At 64.2% G+C, this 23,826-nt stretch carries 20 protein-coding genes; 7 read left to right on the plus strand and 13 right to left on the minus strand.

Annotated features, from left to right (window positions below; translation table 11 throughout):
• The first annotated feature begins 15 nt into the window (after positions 1-15).
• From QU595_RS27890 to QU595_RS27905, 4 genes are all read left to right on the plus strand, one after another.
• Positions 16-1,671: a sulfatase-like hydrolase/transferase gene (locus QU595_RS27890; RefSeq protein ID WP_315928180.1), complete on the plus strand. Its 1,656-nt coding sequence runs from the start codon at positions 16-18 to the stop codon at positions 1,669-1,671.
• Between the two features lie 293 nt (positions 1,672-1,964).
• On the plus strand, positions 1,965-3,521 hold the full coding sequence (locus tag QU595_RS27895) for an ABC transporter substrate-binding protein (protein WP_315928182.1): 1,557 nt from the start codon (positions 1,965-1,967) through the stop codon (positions 3,519-3,521).
• 242 nt (positions 3,522-3,763) lie between these two features.
• Complete coding sequence (locus tag QU595_RS27900) at positions 3,764-4,771, plus strand: hypothetical protein (protein WP_315928184.1); 1,008 nt, start codon at positions 3,764-3,766, stop codon at positions 4,769-4,771.
• A gap of 53 nt (positions 4,772-4,824) precedes the next feature.
• Positions 4,825-6,006: an acyl-CoA dehydrogenase family protein gene (locus QU595_RS27905; RefSeq protein ID WP_315928186.1), complete on the plus strand. Its 1,182-nt coding sequence runs from the start codon at positions 4,825-4,827 to the stop codon at positions 6,004-6,006.
• Between the two features lie 152 nt (positions 6,007-6,158).
• Here QU595_RS27905 and QU595_RS27910 read toward each other — a convergent pair whose 3' ends face one another.
• From QU595_RS27910 to QU595_RS27945, 8 genes are all read right to left on the minus strand, one after another.
• Positions 6,159-6,443, minus strand: a complete 285-nt coding sequence (locus tag QU595_RS27910; protein WP_315928188.1) for a hypothetical protein — start codon at positions 6,441-6,443, stop codon at positions 6,159-6,161.
• 131 nt (positions 6,444-6,574) lie between these two features.
• Positions 6,575-6,964, minus strand: coding sequence for a carboxymuconolactone decarboxylase family protein (locus QU595_RS27915; RefSeq protein WP_315928190.1), 390 nt, complete (start codon positions 6,962-6,964; stop codon positions 6,575-6,577).
• Entirely contained in the window at positions 6,964-7,887 is a 924-nt protein-coding gene (locus tag QU595_RS27920; protein WP_315928192.1) for a fumarylacetoacetate hydrolase family protein, read from the minus strand. Before QU595_RS27920 ends, QU595_RS27915 begins: the two co-directional genes overlap by 1 nt.
• Before the next feature lie 42 nt (positions 7,888-7,929).
• Positions 7,930-9,153 (minus strand): acyl-CoA dehydrogenase family protein, encoded by a 1,224-nt coding sequence (locus QU595_RS27925; protein ID WP_315928194.1) that lies wholly within the window; start codon positions 9,151-9,153, stop codon positions 7,930-7,932.
• Positions 9,154-9,238: 85 nt separating this feature from the next.
• A complete protein-coding gene (locus QU595_RS27930; RefSeq protein ID WP_315928196.1) occupies positions 9,239-9,802 on the minus strand; it encodes a VOC family protein in 564 nt (187 codons plus the stop codon).
• A gap of 193 nt (positions 9,803-9,995) precedes the next feature.
• A complete protein-coding gene (locus QU595_RS27935) occupies positions 9,996-10,811 on the minus strand; it encodes a helix-turn-helix transcriptional regulator (RefSeq protein WP_315928197.1) in 816 nt (271 codons plus the stop codon).
• Between the two features lie 64 nt (positions 10,812-10,875).
• Positions 10,876-12,246 (minus strand): aminotransferase class III-fold pyridoxal phosphate-dependent enzyme, encoded by a 1,371-nt coding sequence (locus QU595_RS27940; protein WP_315928199.1) that lies wholly within the window; start codon positions 12,244-12,246, stop codon positions 10,876-10,878.
• Positions 12,247-12,274: 28 nt separating this feature from the next.
• The gene (locus QU595_RS27945) at positions 12,275-13,075 is read right to left on the minus strand and encodes an IclR family transcriptional regulator (RefSeq protein ID WP_315928201.1); all 801 of its coding nucleotides are present in this window, start codon (positions 13,073-13,075) and stop codon (positions 12,275-12,277) included.
• Positions 13,076-13,304: 229 nt separating this feature from the next.
• Here QU595_RS27945 and QU595_RS27950 point away from each other — a divergent pair, with 229 nt between their 5' ends.
• Both QU595_RS27950 and QU595_RS27955 read left to right on the plus strand, forming a co-directional pair.
• Complete coding sequence (locus QU595_RS27950; RefSeq protein WP_315928203.1) at positions 13,305-14,792, plus strand: aldehyde dehydrogenase; 1,488 nt, start codon at positions 13,305-13,307, stop codon at positions 14,790-14,792.
• On the plus strand, positions 14,777-16,093 hold the full coding sequence (locus tag QU595_RS27955; RefSeq protein ID WP_410000588.1) for a Tm-1-like ATP-binding domain-containing protein: 1,317 nt from the start codon (positions 14,777-14,779) through the stop codon (positions 16,091-16,093). The genes QU595_RS27950 and QU595_RS27955 overlap by 16 nt, the downstream gene beginning before the upstream one ends.
• Positions 16,094-16,196: 103 nt before the next feature.
• Here the strand turns inward: QU595_RS27955 and QU595_RS27960 are convergent, their stop codons facing one another.
• From QU595_RS27960 to QU595_RS27980, 5 genes are all read right to left on the minus strand, one after another.
• Positions 16,197-18,041 carry an ABC transporter ATP-binding protein gene (locus QU595_RS27960; RefSeq protein ID WP_315928207.1) on the minus strand — a complete coding sequence of 615 codons (1,845 nt, stop codon included), beginning with the start codon at positions 18,039-18,041 and terminating at the stop codon, positions 16,197-16,199.
• Entirely contained in the window at positions 18,038-18,913 is an 876-nt protein-coding gene (locus QU595_RS27965) for an ABC transporter permease (protein WP_315928209.1), read from the minus strand. The genes QU595_RS27960 and QU595_RS27965 overlap by 4 nt, the downstream gene beginning before the upstream one ends.
• 17 nt (positions 18,914-18,930) lie before the next feature.
• Complete coding sequence (locus QU595_RS27970; protein ID WP_315928211.1) at positions 18,931-19,863, minus strand: ABC transporter permease; 933 nt, start codon at positions 19,861-19,863, stop codon at positions 18,931-18,933.
• Between the two features lie 17 nt (positions 19,864-19,880).
• Positions 19,881-21,422 carry an ABC transporter substrate-binding protein gene (locus QU595_RS27975; RefSeq protein WP_315928213.1) on the minus strand — a complete coding sequence of 514 codons (1,542 nt, stop codon included), beginning with the start codon at positions 21,420-21,422 and terminating at the stop codon, positions 19,881-19,883.
• A 221-nt stretch (positions 21,423-21,643) separates the two neighbouring features.
• Positions 21,644-22,294, minus strand: coding sequence for an HAD-IA family hydrolase (locus QU595_RS27980; protein WP_315928215.1), 651 nt, complete (start codon positions 22,292-22,294; stop codon positions 21,644-21,646).
• Between the two features lie 197 nt (positions 22,295-22,491).
• Here QU595_RS27980 and QU595_RS27985 point away from each other — a divergent pair, with 197 nt between their 5' ends.
• Entirely contained in the window at positions 22,492-23,766 is a 1,275-nt protein-coding gene (locus QU595_RS27985) for an acyl-CoA dehydrogenase family protein (protein ID WP_315928217.1), read from the plus strand.
• The last annotated feature ends 60 nt before the right edge of the window (positions 23,767-23,826 follow it).

A 23,826-nucleotide genomic window follows, 5' to 3' on the forward strand; every position in this document is an offset into this window, starting at 1 on the left:
GTTGGAGAGCCATAGATGTCCGCCGCGAAAAATGTTCTGTTCATCATGTACGATCAGCTCAGATTCGACTATTTGAGTTGCGCCGGGCACCCTTACCTGAAGACACCGAATTTCGACCGCCTCGCCGCCAAGGGCGTGCGTTTCACCAACGCCTACGTCCAGTCGCCGATCTGCGGCCCGAGCCGAATGAGCTGTTACACCGGCAGGTATGTCCATTCTCACGGCGCAGCGGGGAACGGCTATCCCCTGAAGATCGGCGAGCGCACGCTGGGCGATTATCTGCGCGATGCCGGCGCGGAATGCTGGCTGATCGGCAAGACGCATATGGTGGCCGACGTCGAAGGCATGCGCCGGCTGGGCGTTCCCGCCGACAGCATCATCGGCGCGCGCGTCTCGGAATGCGGCTACGACATCTGGGTCCGCGAGGACGGCCTGGTTTGCATCGGGCCCGAGAACCCCGACGAGCCGATCGATTCACCCTATAACGACGCGCTTATCGCAAAGGGATATCCGGCGCCGAATCCCTGGCACGTCCACGCGAATTCAGGGATCGACGAGGCCGGCAACATCGCCTCGGGCTGGTATTTGAAGAACAGCCGCGCAGCCGCCAACATCCGCGAGGAAGACAGCGAAACACCCTGGCTGACCGACCGGGCCATCGAATTTCTGGACAGCCGGGGCGATGCGCCCTGGTTGTGCCATCTCTCCTTCATCAAGCCGCACTGGCCCTACATCGCGCCGGAGCCATATGCCTCGATGTTCGGGCCGGACAAAGTGGTGCCGCCGGTCCGCAGCGATGCGGAACGGCACAATGCCAATCCCGTCTTCGAGGCATTCATGGAGATGCCGGAAGGGCGCAGCTTCAGCCGCGACGAGGTTCGCGATACGGTCGTGCCGGCCTATATGGGGCTTGTGGCGCAGTGCGATGCCGAACTTGGGCGGCTGCTCGACCACCTCGAAGCCACCGGGCGCATGCAGGACACGATGATCGTGCTGACGTCCGATCACGGCGACTATCTCGGCGACCACTGGATGGGCGACAAGTGCCTGTTTCACGAGCCGTCCGTGAAGGTTCCGCTGGTCATCTACGACCCGTCGGAAGCAGCGGACAAGACACGCGGCACGCTATGCGATGCCCTTGTCGAAGCCATCGACCTCACCCCCACCTTCATCGAGGTCCTGGGAGGCAAGGTGCTCAAGCATGTCGTGGAGGGCCGCTCCCTGCTGCCCTGGCTGCGGGGTGAGACACCGGAGAACTGGAGAACCGCGGTCTTTTCGGAACTCGATTACGGCGGCCTGCTTCCGGCGGAGCGTCTCGACCTTTTGCCATCGGATGCACATCTGTTCATGATCTTCGACGGCCGCTTCAAGATGATGCATGCCGATGGCGGCTTCGCCCCCATACTTTTCGATCTTGAAACCGATCCGCGGGAACTGACCGATCTGGGCACCGATCCGGCACATGAAGAGACGAGGCAAAGGCTCTACGAAATGCTCAACCGCTGGGCTCGACGCTATGCCCAGCGCACGACGGTTACTGACGAGGCCCTGTTCGCACAGCGCGGCACGGAGGCCGATTTCGGTTGCCTGATCGGTTTCTGGGACGAAAGCGAAGTCGCGCCCGCGGTGCGTCCGTTCTTCGTCGGTAAGCCGGAACGAGACTATCGGTAGCCCGCAGACCGTTCGGCGGGATCATTCCGCCAGCACCCTCAAAGGTGCGGCGCGGAACGCTGTTACCAACCACAGGTAACAACCAAGGTGCCGGATAAGGCAACTTGCCTCGCCTGGCTGCGGTCGGAGGCGCGGAGTCTCACCTCGAAAGGGTATATACGCCGCCGGTTTCCCCAAAATAATCTTGCGACGAGGGGATCAAATTACACCTGATCTTCCATCTCAACGACAACAAGAATCGGCGGTGGTGGGGCAGCCCTGCCTGACACGGTCCGGCTCCAGAGGGACTTGCAATGGACACCAGAAATAGGACGACCGGCACGACCGGTTTTCAGACTTCACGTCGCGGCTTTCTCGGAATGACGTCCGCCTTGGTTCTGGCGGGAGCACTAGGCCCTGTCGCAGGCAGCGGTCGGGCGCAGGCGCAAACGCTCGCCAAGGGCGGCCGCATCGTCCTGGGTTTCGTCGGCAAGGGGGTGTTCGGCCCCGTCGACCCCTATCGCTCTGGCGACCCGGTCGTGACCCTGTTGAACCAGGGCGTGGTTTTCGAAGGCCTGACCCGTCTCGACAATAAAGGAGTCCTGGAGAACCTTCTGGCCGAGTCCGTCGAGGCCGAGGACGACACCGCCACCAAATGGATCATCAAGATCAAGCCCGCCGTGAAGTTTCACAACGGCAAGGAACTGACTGCCGAGGATGTCATCTTCAGCCTGAAGAAGATCCGCGAAGACGGCACCGTCGCGCGAGGATATCTGGGACCTATCTCCCGCTACGAGGCGCTGGACCCGTTGACCGTGCGTGTCACGCTGGAGGCGCCGCGCAACTGGTTCCCGGTCGCGCTCGCCGGCGGCTACTCCGGAATGGTGCCTGCCGACTACGACCAGAACAAGCCGATCGGCACCGGTCCGTTCAGGATCGCGTCGCTCGAACTGTCCCAGAGCATGTCCCTAGCCCGGTTCGACAGCCACCATGGGCAGCCCGCTTTCCTCGATCAGATCGAAATCAGGCCGTTTGAAGAGCCATCCGCGCTGCTGAATGGTCTATACGCCGGTCAGGTGGACGTCGCCACGGGCATCGACGCCTCATTGGTCGGCGAGATCGAGGGCAAGGAGGAATTCAAGCTCTACAATTCGGCGACGGGCAAGTGCTATCCCATCCACATGCGCGCCGATGTCGAGCCGTTCAAGGAGAACAAGCTGCGGCAGGCGATGCGGCTGGTGCTGGATCGCGACGCCGTCGTCAATTCCGCCTATAACGGCTACGCCAAGAAAGCCGACGACCTCTACTCACCCTTCGACCCGAACTACGACAAGTCCCTCGTAAGACAGCGCGATGTCGCGAAGGCCAAGGCGTTGGTCGAAGAAGCCGGCCTGAGCGGCATGTCGATCGAACTGGTGATGCAGGAGGATGTCGCAACCGCGTTGATCCTGGCCGAGAACGCCAAGGATATCGGGATCAACGTGACCGTCACCCAACTCGACCCTGCACGGTTCTTCAACGAGGAATTCACGCAACGCAAATTCCATGGCGGCGACTTCTATCCGCCTATGCCGTTCTTCATGACATCGTCGCTGATCGATGGGCCGAACCCCGGTATCCCGACCTTGAAGTGGACGGATGAGGAATATCTCGAAATCTGGAAGGCCGCCAATGCCAGTCACGATCCGGCCGACGTCGCAGCCAAGGTGAAACGTCTTCAGGAAATCCTGTTCGAGCGCGGAGCCTGGATCATTCCCGTGTTCTTCAATGAGTTGGGTTTCTATCGCTCGACCCTGGGCGGATTCCCGGAGTTCGACCAGTCGGGCAACGGCATGTTCCGGGCGCTGCCCACAATCGGCTTCGTGGCTTGAACCTAGCCACAATCGCCGTCAATCTGGCATAAATCGGCTCCCCAAACGCCCGGACGCTCAGCGTACCGGGCGTTCTGCATTGCAGCGTTACACCGCCAATGACTGCGTAACGCGACGCAGCGCAAGGCCCCGTCGATAGCATTTTCCGTTTCACCTTGGAGGGGTATGTACCCCCACGGCCGCTTGGACGATTTTCGTAGGAGAGGAAACGGCGGCCGCCGATCGGCCAGCGGGAGCAACGGATGAGACCTATCAGGGCAATCGTCTATGGGCTGGGCACCATGGGCAGGATGACCGCGAAATACCTGCGCGAAAAGAACGTGGAGGTGGTGGCCGCCTATGTGCGCACCACGGAGGGCAAGGATTTCTCCACCCCGGAATTGCAGGGTGTGCGGATCTGCACGCCGGACGTGCCGTTCGATCAGTTCGACGCGGATATCGCGCTCATGACGCATTGCTCGCGCCTTGCCGACCTGTTCGAGCCGGCGGCAAAGGCGGCAAAGGCCGGCCTCGACGTGCTGACCATCGCCGAGGACGCCTTCGAGCCGTTCTACATCGACAGCGAGACGGCAAAAGCGCGCGAGCTCGACGCCATCTTCCGCGCTCACGGCAGGACCTTGGCCAGCGTGGGCGTGCAGGACACCTTCTGGTTCGCGCAACCCTTGTCCTTCCTGGCGTCGGTGCAGAAGCTGGATCGCATCATCGGGCGCAATATCTGCGATCTCTCCGCCTTCGGCACAGCCGGGCAGCATGGCGGCCAGATGGGGCTGACGGCGGAAGAATTCCATGCGAAGGGCCACGGTGCCGTCTCGGAGCATCGCGGCATTTTCGAGGTGGCGCTGCGGCCGCTCTGCCGCGCGCTCGGCCTGGCGATCAGGTCCGCGAAGGTCACCAACGAACCGGTGCTCGCGGAAGCCGACATGCCGGTGGAGAAGCTCGGCCGCACGATCCGCAAGGGCACGACCTGCGGCACGATGGAGCGTGTCGTGTTCGAGCTGGAGGGCGGCGTGGTGGCCGAAGGCCAGTTCATCATGCGCTTCCTGCCGCAGGGCGAAGGCGCCTTCAACGAATGGATCGTCGAGGGCAATCCCGGCATGAATATGCGCACCGACAATTTCCATGGCGACGTCATCACCTGCGCCTCGCTGGTCAACCGCGTGCGCGACGTCATGGACGCCGGGCCCGGTTTCCTGAGCGTCGACCAGCTTCGCGCGCCCCGCTACTGGTCGGTGCTCGACCGCCGCAACTGACAGCCACGCCCTCCAACGGCCGCCCAGGCGGCAACAGAACCAGAGGTTCAACCGTGACGGCACACCCCCAGACCATCAAACCCGAACCCGCCGGCGAGGCTTACATGTCGTCGCAGGAGATCATTGAAAAGTTGAAGGCGCTCGGCCCCCTCATCGAGGAGGAGGCGAACGAAATCGACCGGATCCGTCACCTGACGCCGCGGGTGCTGGACGCCTTGCGGCAGGCGGGCGCGTTCCGCATCGCCTGGCCGGCTTCGTGGGGCGGCCCGGAAATGCGGTTCGAGGACCAGATCCGCGCCGTCGAGGCGCTGTCATATCACGACGCGTCGGTGGCCTGGAACGTACAGATATTGTCCGACACCGGGTTCTACGCCGCCCAATTCGCGGAGCCTGTGGCGCGCGAATTGTATACGTCCATGGATTTCGCCACCGCAGGCGGATACTACCCGCCCCAGCGCGCCGACCGTGTCGAAGGCGGCTGGCACATCAGGAAGGGCCGCTGGCCGTTCGGCAGTGGCATACACAGCGCCGACTGCATCGTCTGCGGCATCCACCTGCATGAAAACGGCGAGCTGCTCCGCGACGCCGAAGGCAAGCCGGAATTCCGCGTCGCCTATCTGCCGAAGGACGAAGTGAAGCTCCTCGACACCTGGTACACGCTGGGCCTGCGCGGGTCGGGGAGCACCGACTACGAGGTCGAGGACGTGGTGGTACCGGACAAATACGTCTTCAAATATTTCGAAGGAGCGGCCGAGCACCTGCCGCCGCTGGCGCGCTATGCCAACCTGATCGCGATCTCGCTGCAAGGCGTGGTTCTCGGGCTCGGCCGGCGCATCCTGGACGACGTCAACAAGGAACTGCGCAAGCGCTCGCCCAACGACCGCTTCATGCGCATCAACTACGCCGAGGCGGAGATGAACTATCGCGCCGCGCGCGATTTCTCCATCGCCGTTGCCACTCGTCTCAGCGATCGCCTGTTTTCCGGTGCGATGCTGACACCGGAGGAACAGTCCGAGGCGGAGCTTTCGTCCGTCAATGCCGGCCACCAGATCAAGAAGGCCTGCACCATGGCGATCGAGCTTCTGGGCGCGTCGACCATTTATGCCCGCAGCCCCTTCGAGCGCCGCCGCCGCGATCTCGATACGCTGCTGGTCCACATCAGTCACCAGCGCCGCGCGCTCGAGGCCGCGGGTGGACTGCTGCTCGGCGAAAAGAACCTGCCGCAGCTGGCCTAGAACGAACGGCATCCTTCCCGACGAAAGGAGCCCGCATGCAAGCCATGCGGGCCTTTTTCTTATGCTTCCGAACCCGCAGCTACAGACAAAGCCTGGCGCAAAAAAGGGCCGCGGCGGGCGCGGCCCTTCACCGATCGTGCTGGGAGATCGAATCATTCGACCGTCTTGTAGACGGTATCGGTGGACCTGTGGCCGAAGGCTTCTTCGAACTTGTCGATATACGGCCCCGCTTCGGCCTTGAAGGCCGCATAGGCCTCGGCGCTCGGCCATTCGTCGAAGTCCAGGAATTCCATGTCGCTGGTCACGGCGCGATGGCTGATGCGGCCATGCTTATCGAACAGCTTGATGATCGGTGCGAGCAATTCGCCGTTTTTGGAAGCCCACTCGACGACTGCGCTGTGGGCAACGGGGAAACGGATGACAACCATGACGGACATTTGGATTCTCCGGAGCTGGAATGGGAAGGGTGCAGGCAATCTTTTCCGACCTGCCGACCCGCTCCGTTTTTACCTCCACTGTGCAATCGCAGACATACCTTGCTTGGGTGACCTGCGGTCGATGACCGCCGTCAGGTGGTCGACGCTCCGTCCACTTCCTTGAAGACTTCCCGGGCCAGCCGGAAAGCCTCCACGCCGGCGGGAATGCCGGCATAGATGGCGAGTTGGATCAGCGTGTCCTTGATCTCCTCGCGCGTGCAGCCATTGGTGAGCGCGCCCCTCAAGTGCAGCTTGAATTCATGGCTCCGGTTGAGCGCGCCCAGCATGACCAGGTTGAGCAGGCTTTTGTCGCGGCGGCTCAGCGCCGTGCGGCCCCAGCCGGCACCCCAGCAATATTCGGTGACGAGGTTCTGGAAATCGCGGTTGAAGTCGTCGGCGGCGCCAAGCGACTTTTCCACATATTCGGTGCCCAGAACCGCCTTGCGGATTTCCAGCCCGCGTTCAAATGTTTCCTGTGACATCAGCGCTGTTCCTCATTGTGAATCGGATTGGAGAGGACACCGATACCAGGAATCTCGACGGCGATGGTATCGCCTTCCTTGAGGAAGACGGGCGGCTTGCGCTTGAAGCCGACACCGGCCGGCGTGCCGGTGGGAATGACGTCGCCCGGTTCCAGATCGATGAATTCGGCGATGTTCTCCAAAATGGTGGGAATATCGTAGATCATCGTCGAGGTGTTGGCCGATTGCTCGACCTTGCCGTTGAGCGTGGTCCTGATATCGAGATTGTGCGGGTCAGCGATCTCGTCGGCGGTGACGATGACCGGACCGAACGGGCCGGACGTGCGGAAGTTCTTGCCGGCGGTGTACTGCGTGATGCGGAACTGATAGTCGCGCACCGTCACGTCGTTGAAGATCGAATAGCCGAACACGTAATCCATCGCTTCGGCCTTGGAGATGCGCTTGCCCCTGGTGTCCTTGCCGATGATGACTGCCAGTTCGCCCTCCCAGTCGAGCTGGTGCGAGACTGCCGGAACCCGCACCGGCTCGCCATCGGCCACGAGCGTTCTCGCGAAGCGCGCGAACATGATGGGTATCGGCGAAATCTCCAGGCCCGCCTCCTTGGCATGCTCGGCATAGTTGCGCGCCACGCACACGATTTTGGGCGGACGGGCGATGGGCGGGAGAAGCTTCACCTCGGTCAAAGGCTTCGAGACGGCCGGCGCCTTGGTATTTTCCGCCTCGAAACGCACGATCACCTTTCGCGCGGAGGCCGAAAGCGCTTCGCAATCCTCGAAGAACTCCTCGACGCGCGCGGGGATCCTCGCGATCGAGCCATCCGAGGCCGCATAGGCCTCGCTGGCGCGCGCGAGATCGAGCACATGCTCACCGACGATCGCACCGAAACGGGGTTTGCCGTTTTCTTCGTAGCTGACGAGTTTCATGTCATCGTTCCTGTCATTGATCTGTTCGATGCCGAAGCCGGCCTAGAAAGCGAGGCCCCGGGTGCGGGCGAGCATTTCCTTGGCGATATTCGGCGCGCGGAACTCGAACTGGTCGTGGCCACGGCTGACGCACATGATGATGTCGCGCAAATAGCGCGGCAGCCGCGCGCCGTCCTTCAGCGCCGCGGACGATGCGGTCCTGACCAGAAGCTCCACCGCCTCGTAGGCCAGCCGCTCGGCCATGTGGTACATGCCATCCAGGCGCACTGCTTTTTCTATGGTGAAGGGCGCCTCGCCCGCCACGCAGCGGGCCGCATGTTCCAGATAGAGGTTGGCGCCCTGCAAAGTGATTGCGCGGGCGCTGTCGGCCAGCGCAACCGCCTGCCCGTAGGAGCGCTGGTAGTCGGGGTTGTAGGCCCTCAGCGTCGCCGTGCCCGGCGTGTTCCTGGTGGCGATGAGGTCCTCATACTCGTCGAGCGCGGCGAAGGCGAGGCCGGTCGCCATGGCCGCGAGGCCGCCTTCCGCGAAGGCGGCGAACAGCCCGCCATAGAGCGGGTTACCATGCAGGATTGACCCGACGGTGGGGCCGTCTATCCCGGCGTCGCCGTCGAAACGGAACGTCATGTGATCGGGCACGAACACGTCGTCCAGCACGACGCCGTGGGAGCCGCTGCCTTTCATGCCCATCAGATCGCCCCAATTGTCGAGGCGCGTGAAGCCGCCTTCAGGCACGACCACCGTAAGCATCGGCGCCTCGGTCGCGCCTTCAGCCTTGGGCAGAGCCATGTTGCCCATGAAGTGGCTGGCGTAGGGCACACCGGAACAATAGTACCAGGTGCCGCTGACCCGATAGCCGCCATCGACTTTCCCGGCGACGGGATTGTGGGCGACAAAGGACCACGGCGCCTGGAAATTCGGCCTGAGCCCGAATATCTCGGCCTGCGCGCGCTCATTGAAATAAGATGCTATCTGCGCGGCATGGCCGGTACCCAACGCAAACCACCAGCCGGTGTCGGGACATCCCCGCGCGATCTCGATGACGACACGGTAGAAGTCGTCGAGATTCATCTCATAGCCGCCGAACCGCTTCGGCTTGAGGATATGGAACAGCCCGGCCTCGGACAGCGCATCATAGATCTTCTGCGTTGGAAAGCGGTTCGCTTCGGTTGCGGGCTGCTCCTCACGCAGCAGCGGCCGCAGCGTTTCGGCGCGCGCGACGAGTTCGCCGACGGTGATGGCGGGGCCGGTCGAGGTGACGGCATTCATGGCTGACTTCCTGCATTCGGACGGGGCACGATCCCGGCTGATGGCGACCACCCCGGGATCATGACGCGACAATGGGAGAATTGAGCTAAGCCCGGGCACGCCCTGCATCGGCTTCGCGCTTTTGTGCGAAGGCATCGAAATCAAAGGCGAGCAGGTCGATCTCCTGGATGGGATCGTAGGGGCGCGGCTTGCCTTCCCAGCCGATCTTGTCGATGCCCCAATAGAATTCGAGCAGGTTGCCGTCGGGATCGCGGGCATAGAAGCGCGGCTGGTTGCCAGGCCCGCCCTTGCGACAATTGACGATCTCCACGCCGTCGTCGCGCATCTTGACGAAGAGATCGAGCAAGTCCTGCGGGCTGGCAAGCTCGAAGGCGATGTGATGCAGGCCGAATCCGTAGCGTGGGGCATCCGGCGCATCGTCGGGCAGGATGTCCTTGCGCATGCGGAAGATGGAAAGTTCGTGATGCGTGACGTCGCAGCGGATGAAGGCGCCGGCGGCGACAGCCACGCCGTGGCCGATCTTCTCTTCCGGATATTCGAACTTTTCCGTCAGCCGCATTCCCAGATAGCGCTCGTAGAACGCAACGGTGCGATCGATGTCCCGCACGGTGAGGCCGATATGGCCCAGCCTGGCAACCCTGGTCTGCATCTTTTCCTCTGGTCGATTATGGAACGTCTCTGTTCTCGAGTAGAACGGTGATGCCGCACTCTACAGTCGCGGCACCCTCGATCCCCTCCCCTTGAAACGTGACGAACCGGGCAACCGGTACTGCAAACGCGAGCGGAAGCCGCCCGGGTGCCGGGGCGGTTTAGGCCTCGTGGAATCGAAGGAAAGTCAGCTCTCAGTGATGACGCATCACGTCCATGTTATGCTCAACGATGGAGAAATAGCGCGCAAACAGCTCGTTCTGGCTCGACACGCGCAGCTTGGCATAAGCGCGCTTGCGGTGCGTGGCCACCGTGTTGATGCTGATGCCGAGGTTCAGGCTGATGCCGAGCACGGTGTAGCCGAGCACGATCGAGGCGCAGATCTGGGCCTCGCGCGCCGTCAGCGTGTTGTTGTCGGCGTTGATGGCTGCCTGCACGCGTTCGAGCAGCGCTTTCTGGCTGATGGCGCGGGGCCGTCCGGTGTCGCGATGCCGGGACACCTCGCCGTGCTTGTGCAGGATCTGGATGATGGCGGAGCCGCAATGCTGCAGGAACTCCATCGAGCCGTGCGAAAACTCCTCCCCGCCTTCCTCGCGATAGAAGCCGGCATAGATCCTTTTGGCATTCACCGTCGACGTGACGGCGAGCTCGTGCTTGATCCGGGGTTTGACGTAGAACTCCTGCCGGTAGGTGTCGTCCGCCGCTGCGGCGGGCGACACCAGAAGGCTGCATTTTGCCTCGGGCAGGTTTTCGTACATGTTCCAAACCGGATCGCTGCGATAGCCCTCCTTGATGTAGCTTTCGGCGAGCATGCGCGCCCGGCCCGAGGATTCCTCGGTGTTGGCCTGCGCCACAAGGGTTCTCATCGCGCTCTCGTCAGCCATGAACACGGTGCAATGATCGATGCCGATCAATCGGTTCATGGCGGCAAAGAAGCCCTGGCTGAAATCCTCTCGTCCGATCAGCGACACCATGTCTGCGATCGGTTCGATCGCACTTTGCACTTCCATTGGCGGAACCTCCCTTTTCCTCCACGCGCCGGAGGCATCTGCGCGCCGGCGCGGCTTTCCATCTTCAATGCGCCTTCAGTTTCCTCCCTGCGGCGGCGAGCCCCGCATCCAGTGCCGACAGGATACGGCTCACATGGCCACTGTCGATGACCAGGCAGGGCGAAATGATGACGTTGGCGCCGGAGGTACGCACCATCACGCCCTCCTCATAGGTCTTGTCATAGAGCGCCTGCACCACCTCCTTGGCCGCAGGCGTCTTCTTCTCTCGATCGCTCACCAGTTCCAATGCCGCCATCAGGCCCTTGCCGCGCGCATCGCCGACGATCTCGTGCCGCCGCTTCAAGTCCTGAAGGCCGGCGAGCAGTTCTTCGCCGCGCGCCTTGGCGTTGGCGGCCACGTCGAGACGCTTCACCTCGGAAAGCGTTGCCAGCGCCGCGGCGGCGCCGATCGGGTGGCCGGAATAGGTGTAACCATGGCTGATCGTGCCGGCCGGACCTTTTGCGGTCTCGAAAGCGCTTGCCAGATGCTCGCCGATCATGGCGGCACCGAGCGGGAAATAGCCGTTGGTGATACCCTTGGCCGTCGACATCATGTCCGGCTTGATGCCCCACAACCTCGAGCCGCATTCGGAGCCGGCGCGACCGAAGCCGGTGATGACCTCGTCGGCGATGAGCAGGATGCCGTGCCGGTCGCAGATTTCGCGCATGAGCGGGAAAAAGCTTTCATGCGGAACGATGACGCCGCCCGATCCGAGGACCGGCTCCATGATGAGTGCTGCGATGGTGTCGGCGCCGTGGAAGGCGATCTCCTCCTCGAACGCCTCGCCGATCTTGCGGGCAATCACCGCGCCGTCTTCCGTATCGAACGGGTTGCGATAGGTATAGGGCGACGGCAGGTGAATGACGCCGGCCAGCATCGGTTCGTAATTGCGCCGGAAGTTCGGATTGCCGTTGACCGAAGCGCCCCCGAAATGGGTGCCGTGATAGCCCTTCTTAAGCGACACGAATTTCGTGCGCTCCGGCTGGCCGTTCGCCCTGTGGTACTGCCTGGCCAGACGCAGGCACGTCTCGACCGAATCCGAACCGCCGGAGGTCAGGAAGGCCCGACCCATGCCTTCCGGCTTGAAGAACTCGCACAGCTCATAGGAAAGCTCGATCAGCGGCGAGGTGGTCGTGCCGCGGAAGGCGTTATAGTAGGGCAGCTTCTGCAACTGGCCGGTGATGGCCTGCTTCACCGGATCGCAGGAATAGCCGAGGTTGACGTTCCACAGGCCGCCGACGCCGTCCAGCGTGCGATGGCCGTGGATGTCGACGATCTCGACACCCTCGCCCCGCTCGATGATGCGGGGCGGGTTGGCACGCATTTCACCGGGGTGGGCCATGGGGTGCCAGACATGCTTGGCATTGTTCCCGATCAGGAAATTGGTATCGCGCATGTGAGGGTCCTTTCAGATGCAATCCGATTCAGGCAGCGTCGTCACGCGCTGCCATGAGCCGGTAGAGGTCAAGGAAATCCTGCGGCGGAATTCCGCCTAGCCGCCGCGTCGCCTCGATGCCGGCGGCCATGACTTCAAGCGCCGTCCTGGCCAGATTGGGCGCGTTCATGCGGTTAGCGGGCGTCGCCACCGCCACCGCACCCATGGCGATGCCGTCGGCGTTGAAGAATGGCGCGCCGACACCGACCACGTCGGCGTCGAAGCTGCAATCGGCGACGCTGTAGCCGCGCGAGCGCGTAAGCGAGAGCGCTTCCTCAAGGGCCTTGGCGTTGGAAACGGTGGTCGCCGTGAAGCGCGTCATCTGCGCGGCCAGCGCATGTTCCACGAACGCGGCGTCCGCATAGGCTAAGCAGGCAAGACCGGTGGCGGTGGCGTGAAGTTCCATGCGCGCGCCATATTCGACATGGACGCGGTTGCTGCGCGTCCCCTCCCTGGCGGCGACCGTGGCCACCTGTTGGCCGGCGATGACCGAGGCGTGCGAGGTTTCCGAGACCTTCTCCGTCAGCGCGTCGACCACCGCCTGGAGCGTGGCGCTCATCGGGGTCGTGATCTCGCGGGTGCGCGCCAGCCGCAGCACCGTCGCCCCCAGGCTGTAGTGCTTGGTCGCGGCCTGCCTGAAGACGTAGCCGTGCCGCTCCAGCACTTTCAGCATCCGGTGGCAGGTCGCGGTGTCGATGCCAGTGGCGCGCGCGATCTCCGTCAGCGTGAGCGACGGGCGCTGCTCCGTGAACAGGTCCAGGATCGTGAGGGCCTTGCCGACTGTACGCATGGGTCTTTCCGAACAGATGCTCCGATCCGTCTCCGCTCAGGAAAGGCTAATCTATTTCAAAATCACAAATCAATTTGATAATAGTGAAAGTTTACTGATACGGCAACGTCACCTTCCGCGGGTCTTTGATCCTGCCTGTTCCGGAAGCAATGCTGCGCGCAGAGATTGAAATGTGGAGACGTGCCGCCCGGAACCCTGCCTGCCGTGGCGGCTGCTCATTGGAGGCATTTTGCCCGACCAGCCCAAAATCGACGCCTTGCGTGACCGGCCCGTGCCGCCGCAGTCGCTGTTTATCGCCGGTCAGTGGCGTCCGGCTGCAAGCGGCGAGGACATCGGCGTCATATCGCCCATCGACGGCCGCACCATCACCCGCATCGCCCGTGCGGGGAGAGAGGACGTCGACGCCGCCGTGGCCGCCGCGCGCAAAGCCTACGAGGGCGGCGCCTGGTCCCGCATGGCGCCGGCCGCGCGCAAGAAGGTCATGATACGCATCGCCGAAGGCATCGAGGCGCGCGCGCTCGAACTCGCAGTGCTGGGCGTGCGCGACAACGGCACCGAAATCGCAATGGCACTGAAGGCCGAGCCGGGAAGTGCGGCCGCCACCTTCCGCTACTATGCCGAGGCCATCGACAAGGTCTATGGCGAGATCGCCCCCACCGCGGACGCGGTGCTGGGCCTGATCCACCGCGAGGCCGTGGGCGTTGTGGGGGCCATCGTGCCATGGAACATGCCGCTGATGATCGGCGCGTGGAAGCTGGCGCCTGCGCTTGCGGCCGGCAATTCGGTGGTGCTGAAACCGGCCGAGGCCGCTTCGCTCACCCTGTTGCAACTGGCCGCGATCTGCGCCGAAGCCGGCCTGCCGGAAGGCGTGCTCAACGTCGTGACCGGCGCCGGCTCAATCGTCGGCGAGGCGATCGCCACGCATATGGACGTGGACGTGCTGGCCTTCACCGGATCCAACGCAGTGGGCCGGCGGCTGCTCGAATATTCGGCGCGCTCCAACCTGAAGCGGGTCTATCTCGAACTCGGCGGCAAATCGCCCAACATCGTCTTTTCCGATGCCCCGGACCTTGACCGGGTCGCGAAAGCGTCGGCCAACGCCATCTTCCGCAATTCCGGCCAGGTCTGCGTGGCGGGCTCGCGGCTGCTGGTCCAGCGCAGCATCCATGACGAGGTGGTGGAACGGCTGGCGCAAGTCGCCGATGCCCTCAAGGTAGGCGATCCACTCGACCTTTCCAGTGACATCGGCGCGGTCGCCAGCGAAGCGCAGCTCGCCGGCAATCTGCGCTTCGCGCGGCAGGCCGTGGAGGAAGGCGCGCGCCGCGTGACCGGAGGGGAGCGCATCCTGGAAGAAACCGGCGGCTTCTACCAGCGGCCGGCGATTTTCGACGGCGTGACGCAGGACATGACGCTGGCGCGCGAGGAGGTGTTCGGACCGCTCTTGGCCGTCATCGCCTTCGATGACGAAGAGGAGGCCGTCCGCCTCGCCAACGCCACCGAATACGGCTTGGCGTCGGCAGTGTGGACCACCGATCTTTCGCGGGCGCATCGCATGGTGCGCGCGGTGCGCGCGGGCGTGGTGCACGTCAACACCTATGGCGGCTCCGACCTGACGGTGCCGCTTGGCGGCCACCGCCAGTCGGGCAACGGACACGACAAGTCGCTGCACGCGCTCGAAAAATACACGGCGCTCAAAACCGCATGGATACAGCTGTGAACGCATCCGGGGCCACACCATCCGCAGGCACGCGCAAGACCGTTCTCGTCATCGGGACCTTCGACACCAAGAAGGAAGAGCTTTCCTTCATGTGCGACGTGATGGAGGCCGGTGGCGGCGCCGTACTGACCATGGACGTCAGCGTGCTGGGAGATACGGACTTTCCCGTCTCCTTTTCCAAGCACGACGTGGCTGCCGCCGCAGGCGTGACGATAGCCGACGTCATCGCCGCCGGCGACGAGAGCCATGCGATGGCCCTCATGAGCAAGGGCGCACAGGCGCTCGCGCTCAGGCTGCTGGCGAAAAACCGGTTCGACGCCATGATCTCGCTGGGCGGGACGATGGGCACCGACCTGGCGCTGGACGTGGCGCTCGCGCTGCCGCTCGGCGTCCCAAAATATATCGTCTCCACCGTGGCATTTTCGGCGCTGGTCCCGCCCGATCGTCTCGCGCCCGACGTGCAGATGATCCTGTGGGCCGGCGGGCTTTACGGCCTGAACGCGATCTGCCGTTCGGCTCTCAGCCAGGCGGCGGGCGCGGTGCTGGGTGCGGCCCGCGCTGCCTGCGGCGTGCTGGACGGTCCACCGCTGGTCGGCATCTCCTCGCTCGGCAATGCCTCGTTGAAATACATGCGGCATCTCAAGCCGGCGCTGGCCCGTCGCGGCTACGAGGCGGCTTTCTTCCATGCCCAGGGCATGGGCGGACGGGCGATGGAGAGCCTTGCCGAACAGGGCACGCTGTCAGCCGTGTTCGACCTGTGCCTCCAGGAATTCAACAACGGCATCCACGGCTCCATCGTCAACAGCGGGCCGGAAAGGCTGTCGCGCGCCGGTGCGGCAGGCGTGCCGCAGATCGTCGCGCCGGGAACCGCGGATCTTGTCGATCTGCCGACATGGCAGCCACTGCCGCCGCGTTTCGAAGGGCGGCCCTGCCATGTGCACAACAAGCTGATCTCGTCGGTGACGCTGACGGAAGCCGAACGCCGCCACACCGCCCGCGAGATCGCCGCCCGCCTCAACAGCGCGCGAGGCCCCGTGCACGTGATCCTGCCACTGCGCGGCATCCAGGAATGGGATCGCGAAGGCGAGATCGGCCACGACCCGCAGGCGCTGGCAGGCTTCTTCGAGGAGCTCGGCGCCAGCCTGGCCACCTCCGTGCCGGTCACCGCCATCGACGCCCATATCAACGACCCCGCTTTCGCCGACGCGGTGATTGCCGTGTTCGACCGGTGGACGGCAGACGGCACCGTCGCACCGGCCGCCAGGGAAGCGGCGCGTGCATTTGCCCTGCCGACGGCCTGATTGCTTTCCGCTGGCGCCATCAAGCATATCGATCAATTTTCGCCCTTCCGCCAACCGCGGAAGGGCTTTTTTCTTGCGCTATGCGGTTGCGGGCGAGACCCGGTCAGGCCCTCAGCGGGACCTGCCGCGGCGCCTCGACACGATGATCGATGTCGGCTTCGAGGGCATTGGCCAGCAATTGCCGGGTATAAGGATGCTGCGGCCGGTCGATGACGTCGCCAACCTGTCCGATCTCGGCGACCCTGCCCTTGTCCAGCACCAAAACCCGGTCGGCGAGATTGCGCACGAGGGCGAGATTGTGCGTGACGAACAGCATGGTCAGCCCCCGGCGCGCCTTGAGGTCCTTCAGCAGATTGACGATGGCCGCCTGTACCGAGACATCGAGCGCCGACGTGATCTCGTCGCAGACCAGGATTTCGGGATCGGCCGCCAGCGCGCGGGCGATGGCCACGCGCTGGCGCTCGCCGCCGGAAAGCTGGTCGGGAAACACATGCATCGTTTCGGGCGTCAGACCGACCTGCGACAACACGCTGGCGATGGCCTCCCGCCGCTCGCGCCGGCCGCTCTTGCGAAAGGTGTCGTAGACCAGCCCGACGAGCTGTTCGACTGTCTGGCGCGGGTTGAGCGAGTTGTGAGGGCTCTGAAAGATGTACTGGATGGCCTGCAATTGCGCGCGCGACCGATCGCGTGCCCGTGGCGCGAGCGGCACGCCCTCGAAGAGCACCGTGCTCGTCTCCTGTTTCACCAGGCCGATCAGCGCGCGCGACAGCGTGCTCTTGCCGGAGCCGGACTCGCCGACGATGGCCAGGCATTCGCCCCGGCCGGCAGCGAAGCTGATGCCTTCCAGGACGCGATGGCTGCTATAGGACACGGAAAGGTCGCGCACCTCCAGCACCGGCTTCGCGACCGGGCCGGCCACAGGGTCCGCAAGGCGCTCGGGACGCGTGCCGCACACGCTTCCGGCCTTGACGCAGCGCACCAGATGCCTGGGCGCGGCTTCCGCGATCGCAACCGGCGCGCCCATGCAGGCCGTATCGGCGACGGGGCAACGCGGGTGGAAGAAGCAGCCTTTCGGCCGGCTCGCCACGCGCGCGGCGGACCCTGGAATGGTGGTCAGATGCGTACGGCAGCGCAGCTCGGGCACGGCGCCGAGCAGAGCGCGCGTGTAAGGATGCATCGGGTCGGTCAGGACGGTCTCGACGCGGCCCAGTTCCACGACCCGCCCCGAATACATGACCATGACGTGATCGGCTATGTTGGCGATCACGGAGAGGTCGTGCGTCACGTGCAGCGCGCCGATGCCCTGTTCGCGGCACAGCTTCTTGACGACATCGAGGATCCTGTTCTGCGTGGTCACGTCCAGCCCGGTCGTCGGCTCGTCCAGCACGATGAGCTTGGGCGCAAGGATCACCGCCATCGCGATGCCGATACGCTGCTGCTGGCCGCCGGAAAGCTGGTGCGGATAGCGCAACAGGAAAGCCCTGTCCGGCGGCAGGCCTACCGCGACCATGACGTCGGCGATCCGCCGCTCGATCTCGGCAGCCGGCGTTTCCGGCTCATGCGCCTCGATCACTTCTGCGAGCTGCAAGCCGATGCGCAGCGAAGGATTGAGAGCGGAGGCCGGATCCTGCGGCACATAGGCCACCGTCTTGCCGCGCAGCAGCCGCTTCCTCTCGCTGTCGAGGGCAAGCATGTTGGCGCCGGTGTCGCCGGCTATGTGCACCGTGCCGCCGGTGATCCTGGCGCCACCGCGCGCAAAGCCCAGCAGCGCCATGCCAACCGTGGTCTTGCCGGAACCCGATTCCCCCACGACACCCAGCACCTCGCCGGCGCGGATCGAAAAGCTCACGTCGTCGACGATGTCGGCACCGTCCGGCAATTCCACGCGCAGACCGCGCACATCCACGGCAAGCTGCATGCTCGACGAGCAGGAATGCGCCTGTGTCATGCCTCGCCTCCGGACTTGCGGCTGGTTCCCGAAACCGTGCCGGCGATGCCCTCGGCGATCATGTTGATGCCGAAGGCAAAGAATGCGATGCACAGGCCGGGCGCCAGCACCGGCAACGGCCGGGTGGCGATGCGGCCCCGGTTCTCGTTGATCATCAGTCCCCAATCGGCATTGGGCGGCTGGATGCCGTAGCCCATCACGCTCAGCGCGGCGATGCCGGCGATCGACCAGACGATGCGGATGCCGAACTCGACCAGCAGCGGGGTGGTGATGTTGGGCAGAACCTCCCGCCACAGGATGCGCCAGCGCGGCACGCTGAGCGCCTCGGCGAACTGCACGAATTCGCGCTCCACGATGTCGGCCGCCACGCCGCGCGTGATGCGCGCCACCTGCGGCATATGGGCAATGCCGACGAGCAGCACCACCAGCCATTCCTTGGTGCCGATCAGCGAAACGAACAAGAGCACGAAGATGATGAGCGGAATGGAAAGGAACACATCCATCACCCGCATGAGGAACTCTTCCAGCCAGCCTTTGCTGTAGGCCGCGACCAGACCGACCGTGACCCCCAGCACCATCCCGATGGACGCGGCCGCGAATGACATCCACACGACAGGTAAGCCGCCATAGAGCAGCCTCGACAGCACATCGCGACCACGGAAATCCGTGCCCAGCAGGAAGCCCCCGCCCGGCGGCATGAACGGCCTGCCCACGAAGGCATCCGGCCGGTAGGGCGCCAGCAGCGGCCCGAGCAGCGCCAGGGCGATCACCAGAAGCGTCACGGCGATGCCGATCTGCGTGCGGCGGTAGCGCGACGCCTCGCGGAACGCCAGCAACCATGTCGGGCCGTAGAGGACGGAAGAAGAACTCATGCCATGAACAATCCAGGTCAGCTTCTCAGGCGCGGCGTCATGAGGATCGTCAGAATGTCGGCCATCATGTTGAAGGTGATGTAGCCGCAGGCGAAGATCAGCACGATCGCCTGGATCACGAAGACGTCACGCTGCGCGACGGCCGACTGCAAGGCGCTGCCGAGCCCGGGATACTGAAAGATGAATTCCACCACCACCGCGCCGCCGAGGATGTAGGCGAGCGTCAGGGCCGCGGCCTGGATCGACGGCACGAGGCTGTTTCGCAAGGCGTGGCGCAGCAGCACGACACGCGGCGGCAGGCCCTTCAGCCGGGCTGTCACGACATATTCGGAGGCCAGCGCGTCCATCAGCGAAGCCCGTATCAGACGGCCGAGATAGGGCATCACCGCCAGTGTCAGCGTCAGCACCGGCAGCACCAGGACGCCCGGATTCTGAAGCACCGTCTGCCCCGGCGGCACCAGCGCCGTGGACGGCAGGAGGTGGAAGACCTGGGTCGACAGAAGCAGCACCAGGACGATGGCAATGACGAATTCGGGGATGCCGGCCGTGCCGATCAGGAAGCCGTTCATCGCATTGTCGAACAGGCGGCCGGGCTTGATCGCCATGATGGTTCCGATGGCGAAGGAAACCGGCAGCGCCACCACGCTTGTGACTGCCAGCAGCAGCAGCGTGTTGGTCAGCCGCGGCCTGACGATGTCCCAGACCGGCCCGCGGCTGATGAGCGACATGCCCATGTCGAGATGCAGCAGGCCGCCCATCCAGGCCAGGTATTGCGCCGACAGGGTGCGGTCCATGCCGAGTTGGGCCTTCAGCGCGGCGACGGCCTCCGGCGTGGCGCTGCGGCCCAATATGGCGCGCGCGGCGTCACCCGGCAGCACGTTTGTGGCGAAGAAGATGATCAGCGATATCAGGAAGAGCGTGAACACCCCCAGCGCCGAACGTCTGATCACGTGCCGCCAAAGCATCGTCAGCTCGCGAAGCCGAGACCAGGGAGCGCCCGGTAGATGCCCGCGCCGCTCTGGTCAAAACTCGGCAGGCCGGCGACCTCGGCCTTGCACAGCGCCAGTTCGTTGCCATAGACCGGGATGATCCAGCCGCCCCGTTCGAACAGGATCTCCTGCAGCTTCATGGTGATCTCGCGGCGGGCCTCCTCGTCGAGCGTGCCCGAGGCCTTCTCCCACAGTTCCAGATATTCGGGATCGCGCCAGCGGATCTGGTCGAGGCCGGCTTTCGGGCCGTCGGCCAGCGACGAGATCAGGAAGATCGGTCCGGACGGCCAGTAGTCCCCGCCGAAGAAATGCCGCTGCATGTATTCCTCGTTGAAGAACGCGGCGCCGTCGAGCTGCTTGACGGTGATGTTGATGCCAATCTCCTTGGCGTTTTCGGCAAGCACCAGCGCGGTCGCAACGTCGTTGTACATGACCAGTTCTAGCTCGGTGCCGGCCAGGCCCGCCTCCTCGATCAGCGCTTTCGCCTTGGCCACGTCGCGCTCGCGGTTCAGGGATTTGTCGAAATCGGGATCGTATCGTCCGTAGAGATCGCTCGCGAGCGTGGCGTTGCCGTTGTACACAGAGTTGAGCACAGCCTGGCGATCGATCACCAGCCGCAGCGCCTGCCGCAGCCGCACGTCGTTGAACGGCGCGACGTCGGTACGCATCTGGATGGGATAGAACCTGCCGGTAGGCGAATTGTAGATCTTGAACCTTTCGTCGCCTTCGACCTCGCCGATCAGCGAGGCGTCCACTTCGTTGATGATGTCGATCTGGCCCGACTGCAATGCGTTCAGCATCGCAGAAGGGTCCTCGAACGGGCGCAGCACGACCGAGTCCAGCAGCGCCGGAGTTCCGCGATACTTGTCGAAGCGGTCGAGCGTCACCGATTGCGACTGGACCACCTGGCCGATTTTAAAAGGCCCGGTCCCGACCGGCGCCTTCGGATCGAAATCGACCGGCAGGATGCTGGAATAGGGATCGGACAGGGCGGTGGGGAACCAGCTTCTCGGCGCTTCCAGCACCAGTCGCACCGTGTGGTCGTCGACCTTCTCGTAGGATTGCACCGGGCCGATATGACCGCCGGTCATGGTGCCCGGCTGGCGAAGGCGCTTGATGCTGAAGATCACGTCCTCCGCCTTCAGTTCCTTGCCGTTGTGGAACGGCACGCCTTTCTTGATCCTGATGGTCCAGACCTTGGCGCTGTCGTCGTCCGGCGTCACCGACTCGGCCAGGCACATCTCGATGCCGCCTTCGTTCGACTGCTTGGTGAGCGCCTCGAAGACGTTGAACTGGTTGGCGATGTTGACGGCGAGGTCGCCCGAGGGCATGTGCGGGTCGATCGGGCCCAATCCGGCCTGGCCTTGCGTGCCGATCGTCAGCTTGCCGCCTTTCGCAGGCGTCTTGGCGGCCGTTCCGGCAAGCGCCTTGCCCGCCAGCACGCCCTGCGCCGCGGCGCCGAAAGCGGCGAAACCGAAAGCGCCCTTGAGAAAGCTTCTCCTGCGGATTTCGAATGTCATGAAGCACCCCTCACTTGAGCCGGCCCTCCCGGCCGGAAATGCTTGTCAATTGCGAAGGCCATGATCGCGTCGCCATGCAAAAGGAGAATTTCGCGGCGGCCCCGCGGGCGCCGGTTTGGCCGGCTTCACGCTTCAATCATCGGCGGCCATCGCTTCCACCTGTACGGCATGATGGCTCCTTCAGCGGGCTTAGCCATACCCTTTGAGGGTGAAGAGGCGGTTCATACGCCGAGGAGCTCCAGGGCCCGGTCATAGCTTTCCTCTGGGCTCATCACGTCGAAATGCACGCAAGGAAGCGCCACCGCTTCCGCGCCCTCGATGTTCTTGCGCTGGTCGTCGACGAAGACGCAATTCTCCCGCGGCAGGCCGAGCGCGGCGATGACGAGCTCATAGGCCTTGGGGTCCGGTTTCAGGATGCCGGTATATGTCGCGTCGACCACCACGTCGAATTCCTCGATCAGCGGCAGGCGCTTGCGGAAGTCGGCGCCGTAGAACAGGTCCAGTTCGTTGGAGAGGATGGCCAGCCGCAGGCCCGCTTCCCGCACTTCGCGGATCGCTCGCCGGGCTTCCGGCCGCACCACCAGCTCGGGGTCGGCCCCCCTCGCCCGGCGCACAAAGGTCTGCATGTCTCTCCAGTCTTCACCGAGCAGGCGGCCGACCTCGGCGGCTCGCAGGCGCCAGTATTCCCGTTCGGTGATTTCCCGTTTCTGCATGGAAACCCATAGCGGATCGGTCGAGGCGTCGAACGGCCCCATCCAGGAAAGAGAGCCGACAGGCAGGCCGAGCGCCTTTTCCGTGATGTCATGGGTCTCGAAAAGGGTGCGCGTCACGACCCCGCCGAAATCGAGTATAAGGGCCCGGTCTTTTCTCATCGTCACGCTTTCCGTTTCCGGGGCTGCCGTTTCGGCATCCCCGCCCGGAACTTAGCGGGGAAGCGAGGCGCCGGTCATCCTCGCAAAGGGTGATGCCGCCTGCCCGCCGTGTCCCTGCGAGAGGGTATTTTGGATAGTTTCCGGCCGTTTAGAATCCGCTCCCTGTTGAACGCCCCTCATCGTGAGGACGACCGATCATGGGCAAAGCGGATTTGAAGACGGAAACCCTGACTGCAGCTGACGAAACGGCGCCTCCCGATTCCGAGGAACTGATCGCCAGGGCGCGGAAGTTGCAGCCGCTGCTGCGCGAAGAGCAGCAAGCTTGCGAGGAGCGCGGCCATCCCAGCCGGGACGTGGCCAAGGCGATCCGCGACGCAGGCCTGTTCCGCATCCTTTCGCCGAAGCGCTATGGCGGCTATCAGATGGCGCTGCCGAATTTCTACGCCGTGATCATGGAGATCGCGCGCGGCTGCCCCTCGACCGGCTGGTGGTACGCGCTGGGCGCGGCGCATGCCGTTCAGGTTTCCTCCTATCTCGAGAAGCAGGGACAGGACGAGGTTTTTGCGCACGGCCCGGATTTCTGCGCGCCCTGGAGCTTCAACGCCGATCGCGCCACCGCCCTGCCGGTGGCCGGCGGCTACCGCGTGAGCGGCAAATGGGCCTACTGCTCCGGTGCGCCGCACGCGGATTTCTTCATGGGCGGCATGAGCGTGCCGGACATGCAAGGCCGCACCGCCAGCCGCGAGACAAGCTGGATCGCGCCGACGCTCACCGTCGTCGTGCCCAGGGGGCAGTTCGAGATGCTGGATGATTGGGGCGATTTCCTGGGTATGCGCGGCAGCGGCTCGAACAGTGTGGTGCTGCAAGACGTGTTCGTGCCGGACCACATGACCATCCGCATGAACCACGCGGCCACGCTGTTCGGCGAGACCCCGGGCAGCCGGCTGCACGACGGCGCAGCGCTCTATGGCGGCCTGTTCAACGCCTTCGCCGAAGGCAGCCTCGCCGCCATGGCGGCAGGAACGGCCATGGCGGCGATCGACGAGTACATCCAGATCATGAAAACCAGGACGGCAGGCTTTTCCGGCCGGCGGCGCATCGATATCGAGGACTATCAGCGTACGCTGGGACTGGCCATCGTGATGGCGGACACGGCCCGCGCCGCCGCCATCCGTGGCGCCGAAATCTACATGGAGACATCCGCCCGTTCCGTGGCCGACATCGCCCCTTTCACCAACGAAGCCGGCGTGCGGCTGGACGGCATGTACCACATGATCGAGAAGCTGGTCGCGGAGGTCGTAGAGTCGCTGCTGCGCACCGCCAGTTCCGCCGCTTCGCGCAACGGCCAGAAGCTGCAGCGCTACTGGCGCGACGTCACCACGCTGCGCAGCCGGCGCGATCAGCTCGATTTCCGCGCCGCCGGCATCGCGCTCGAATATCTCAAGGCAGCAGGCCATCTCAGCTCCGGCTGACGCCGGAGCGGTCCCTCGCAAAGGGTATGGTCCGGATGGCGCCTGCGTTGTCTAACGGCC

The organism is Mesorhizobium sp. SP-1A (assembly GCF_032460275.1).
GTDB lineage: Bacteria > Pseudomonadota > Alphaproteobacteria > Rhizobiales > Rhizobiaceae > Mesorhizobium.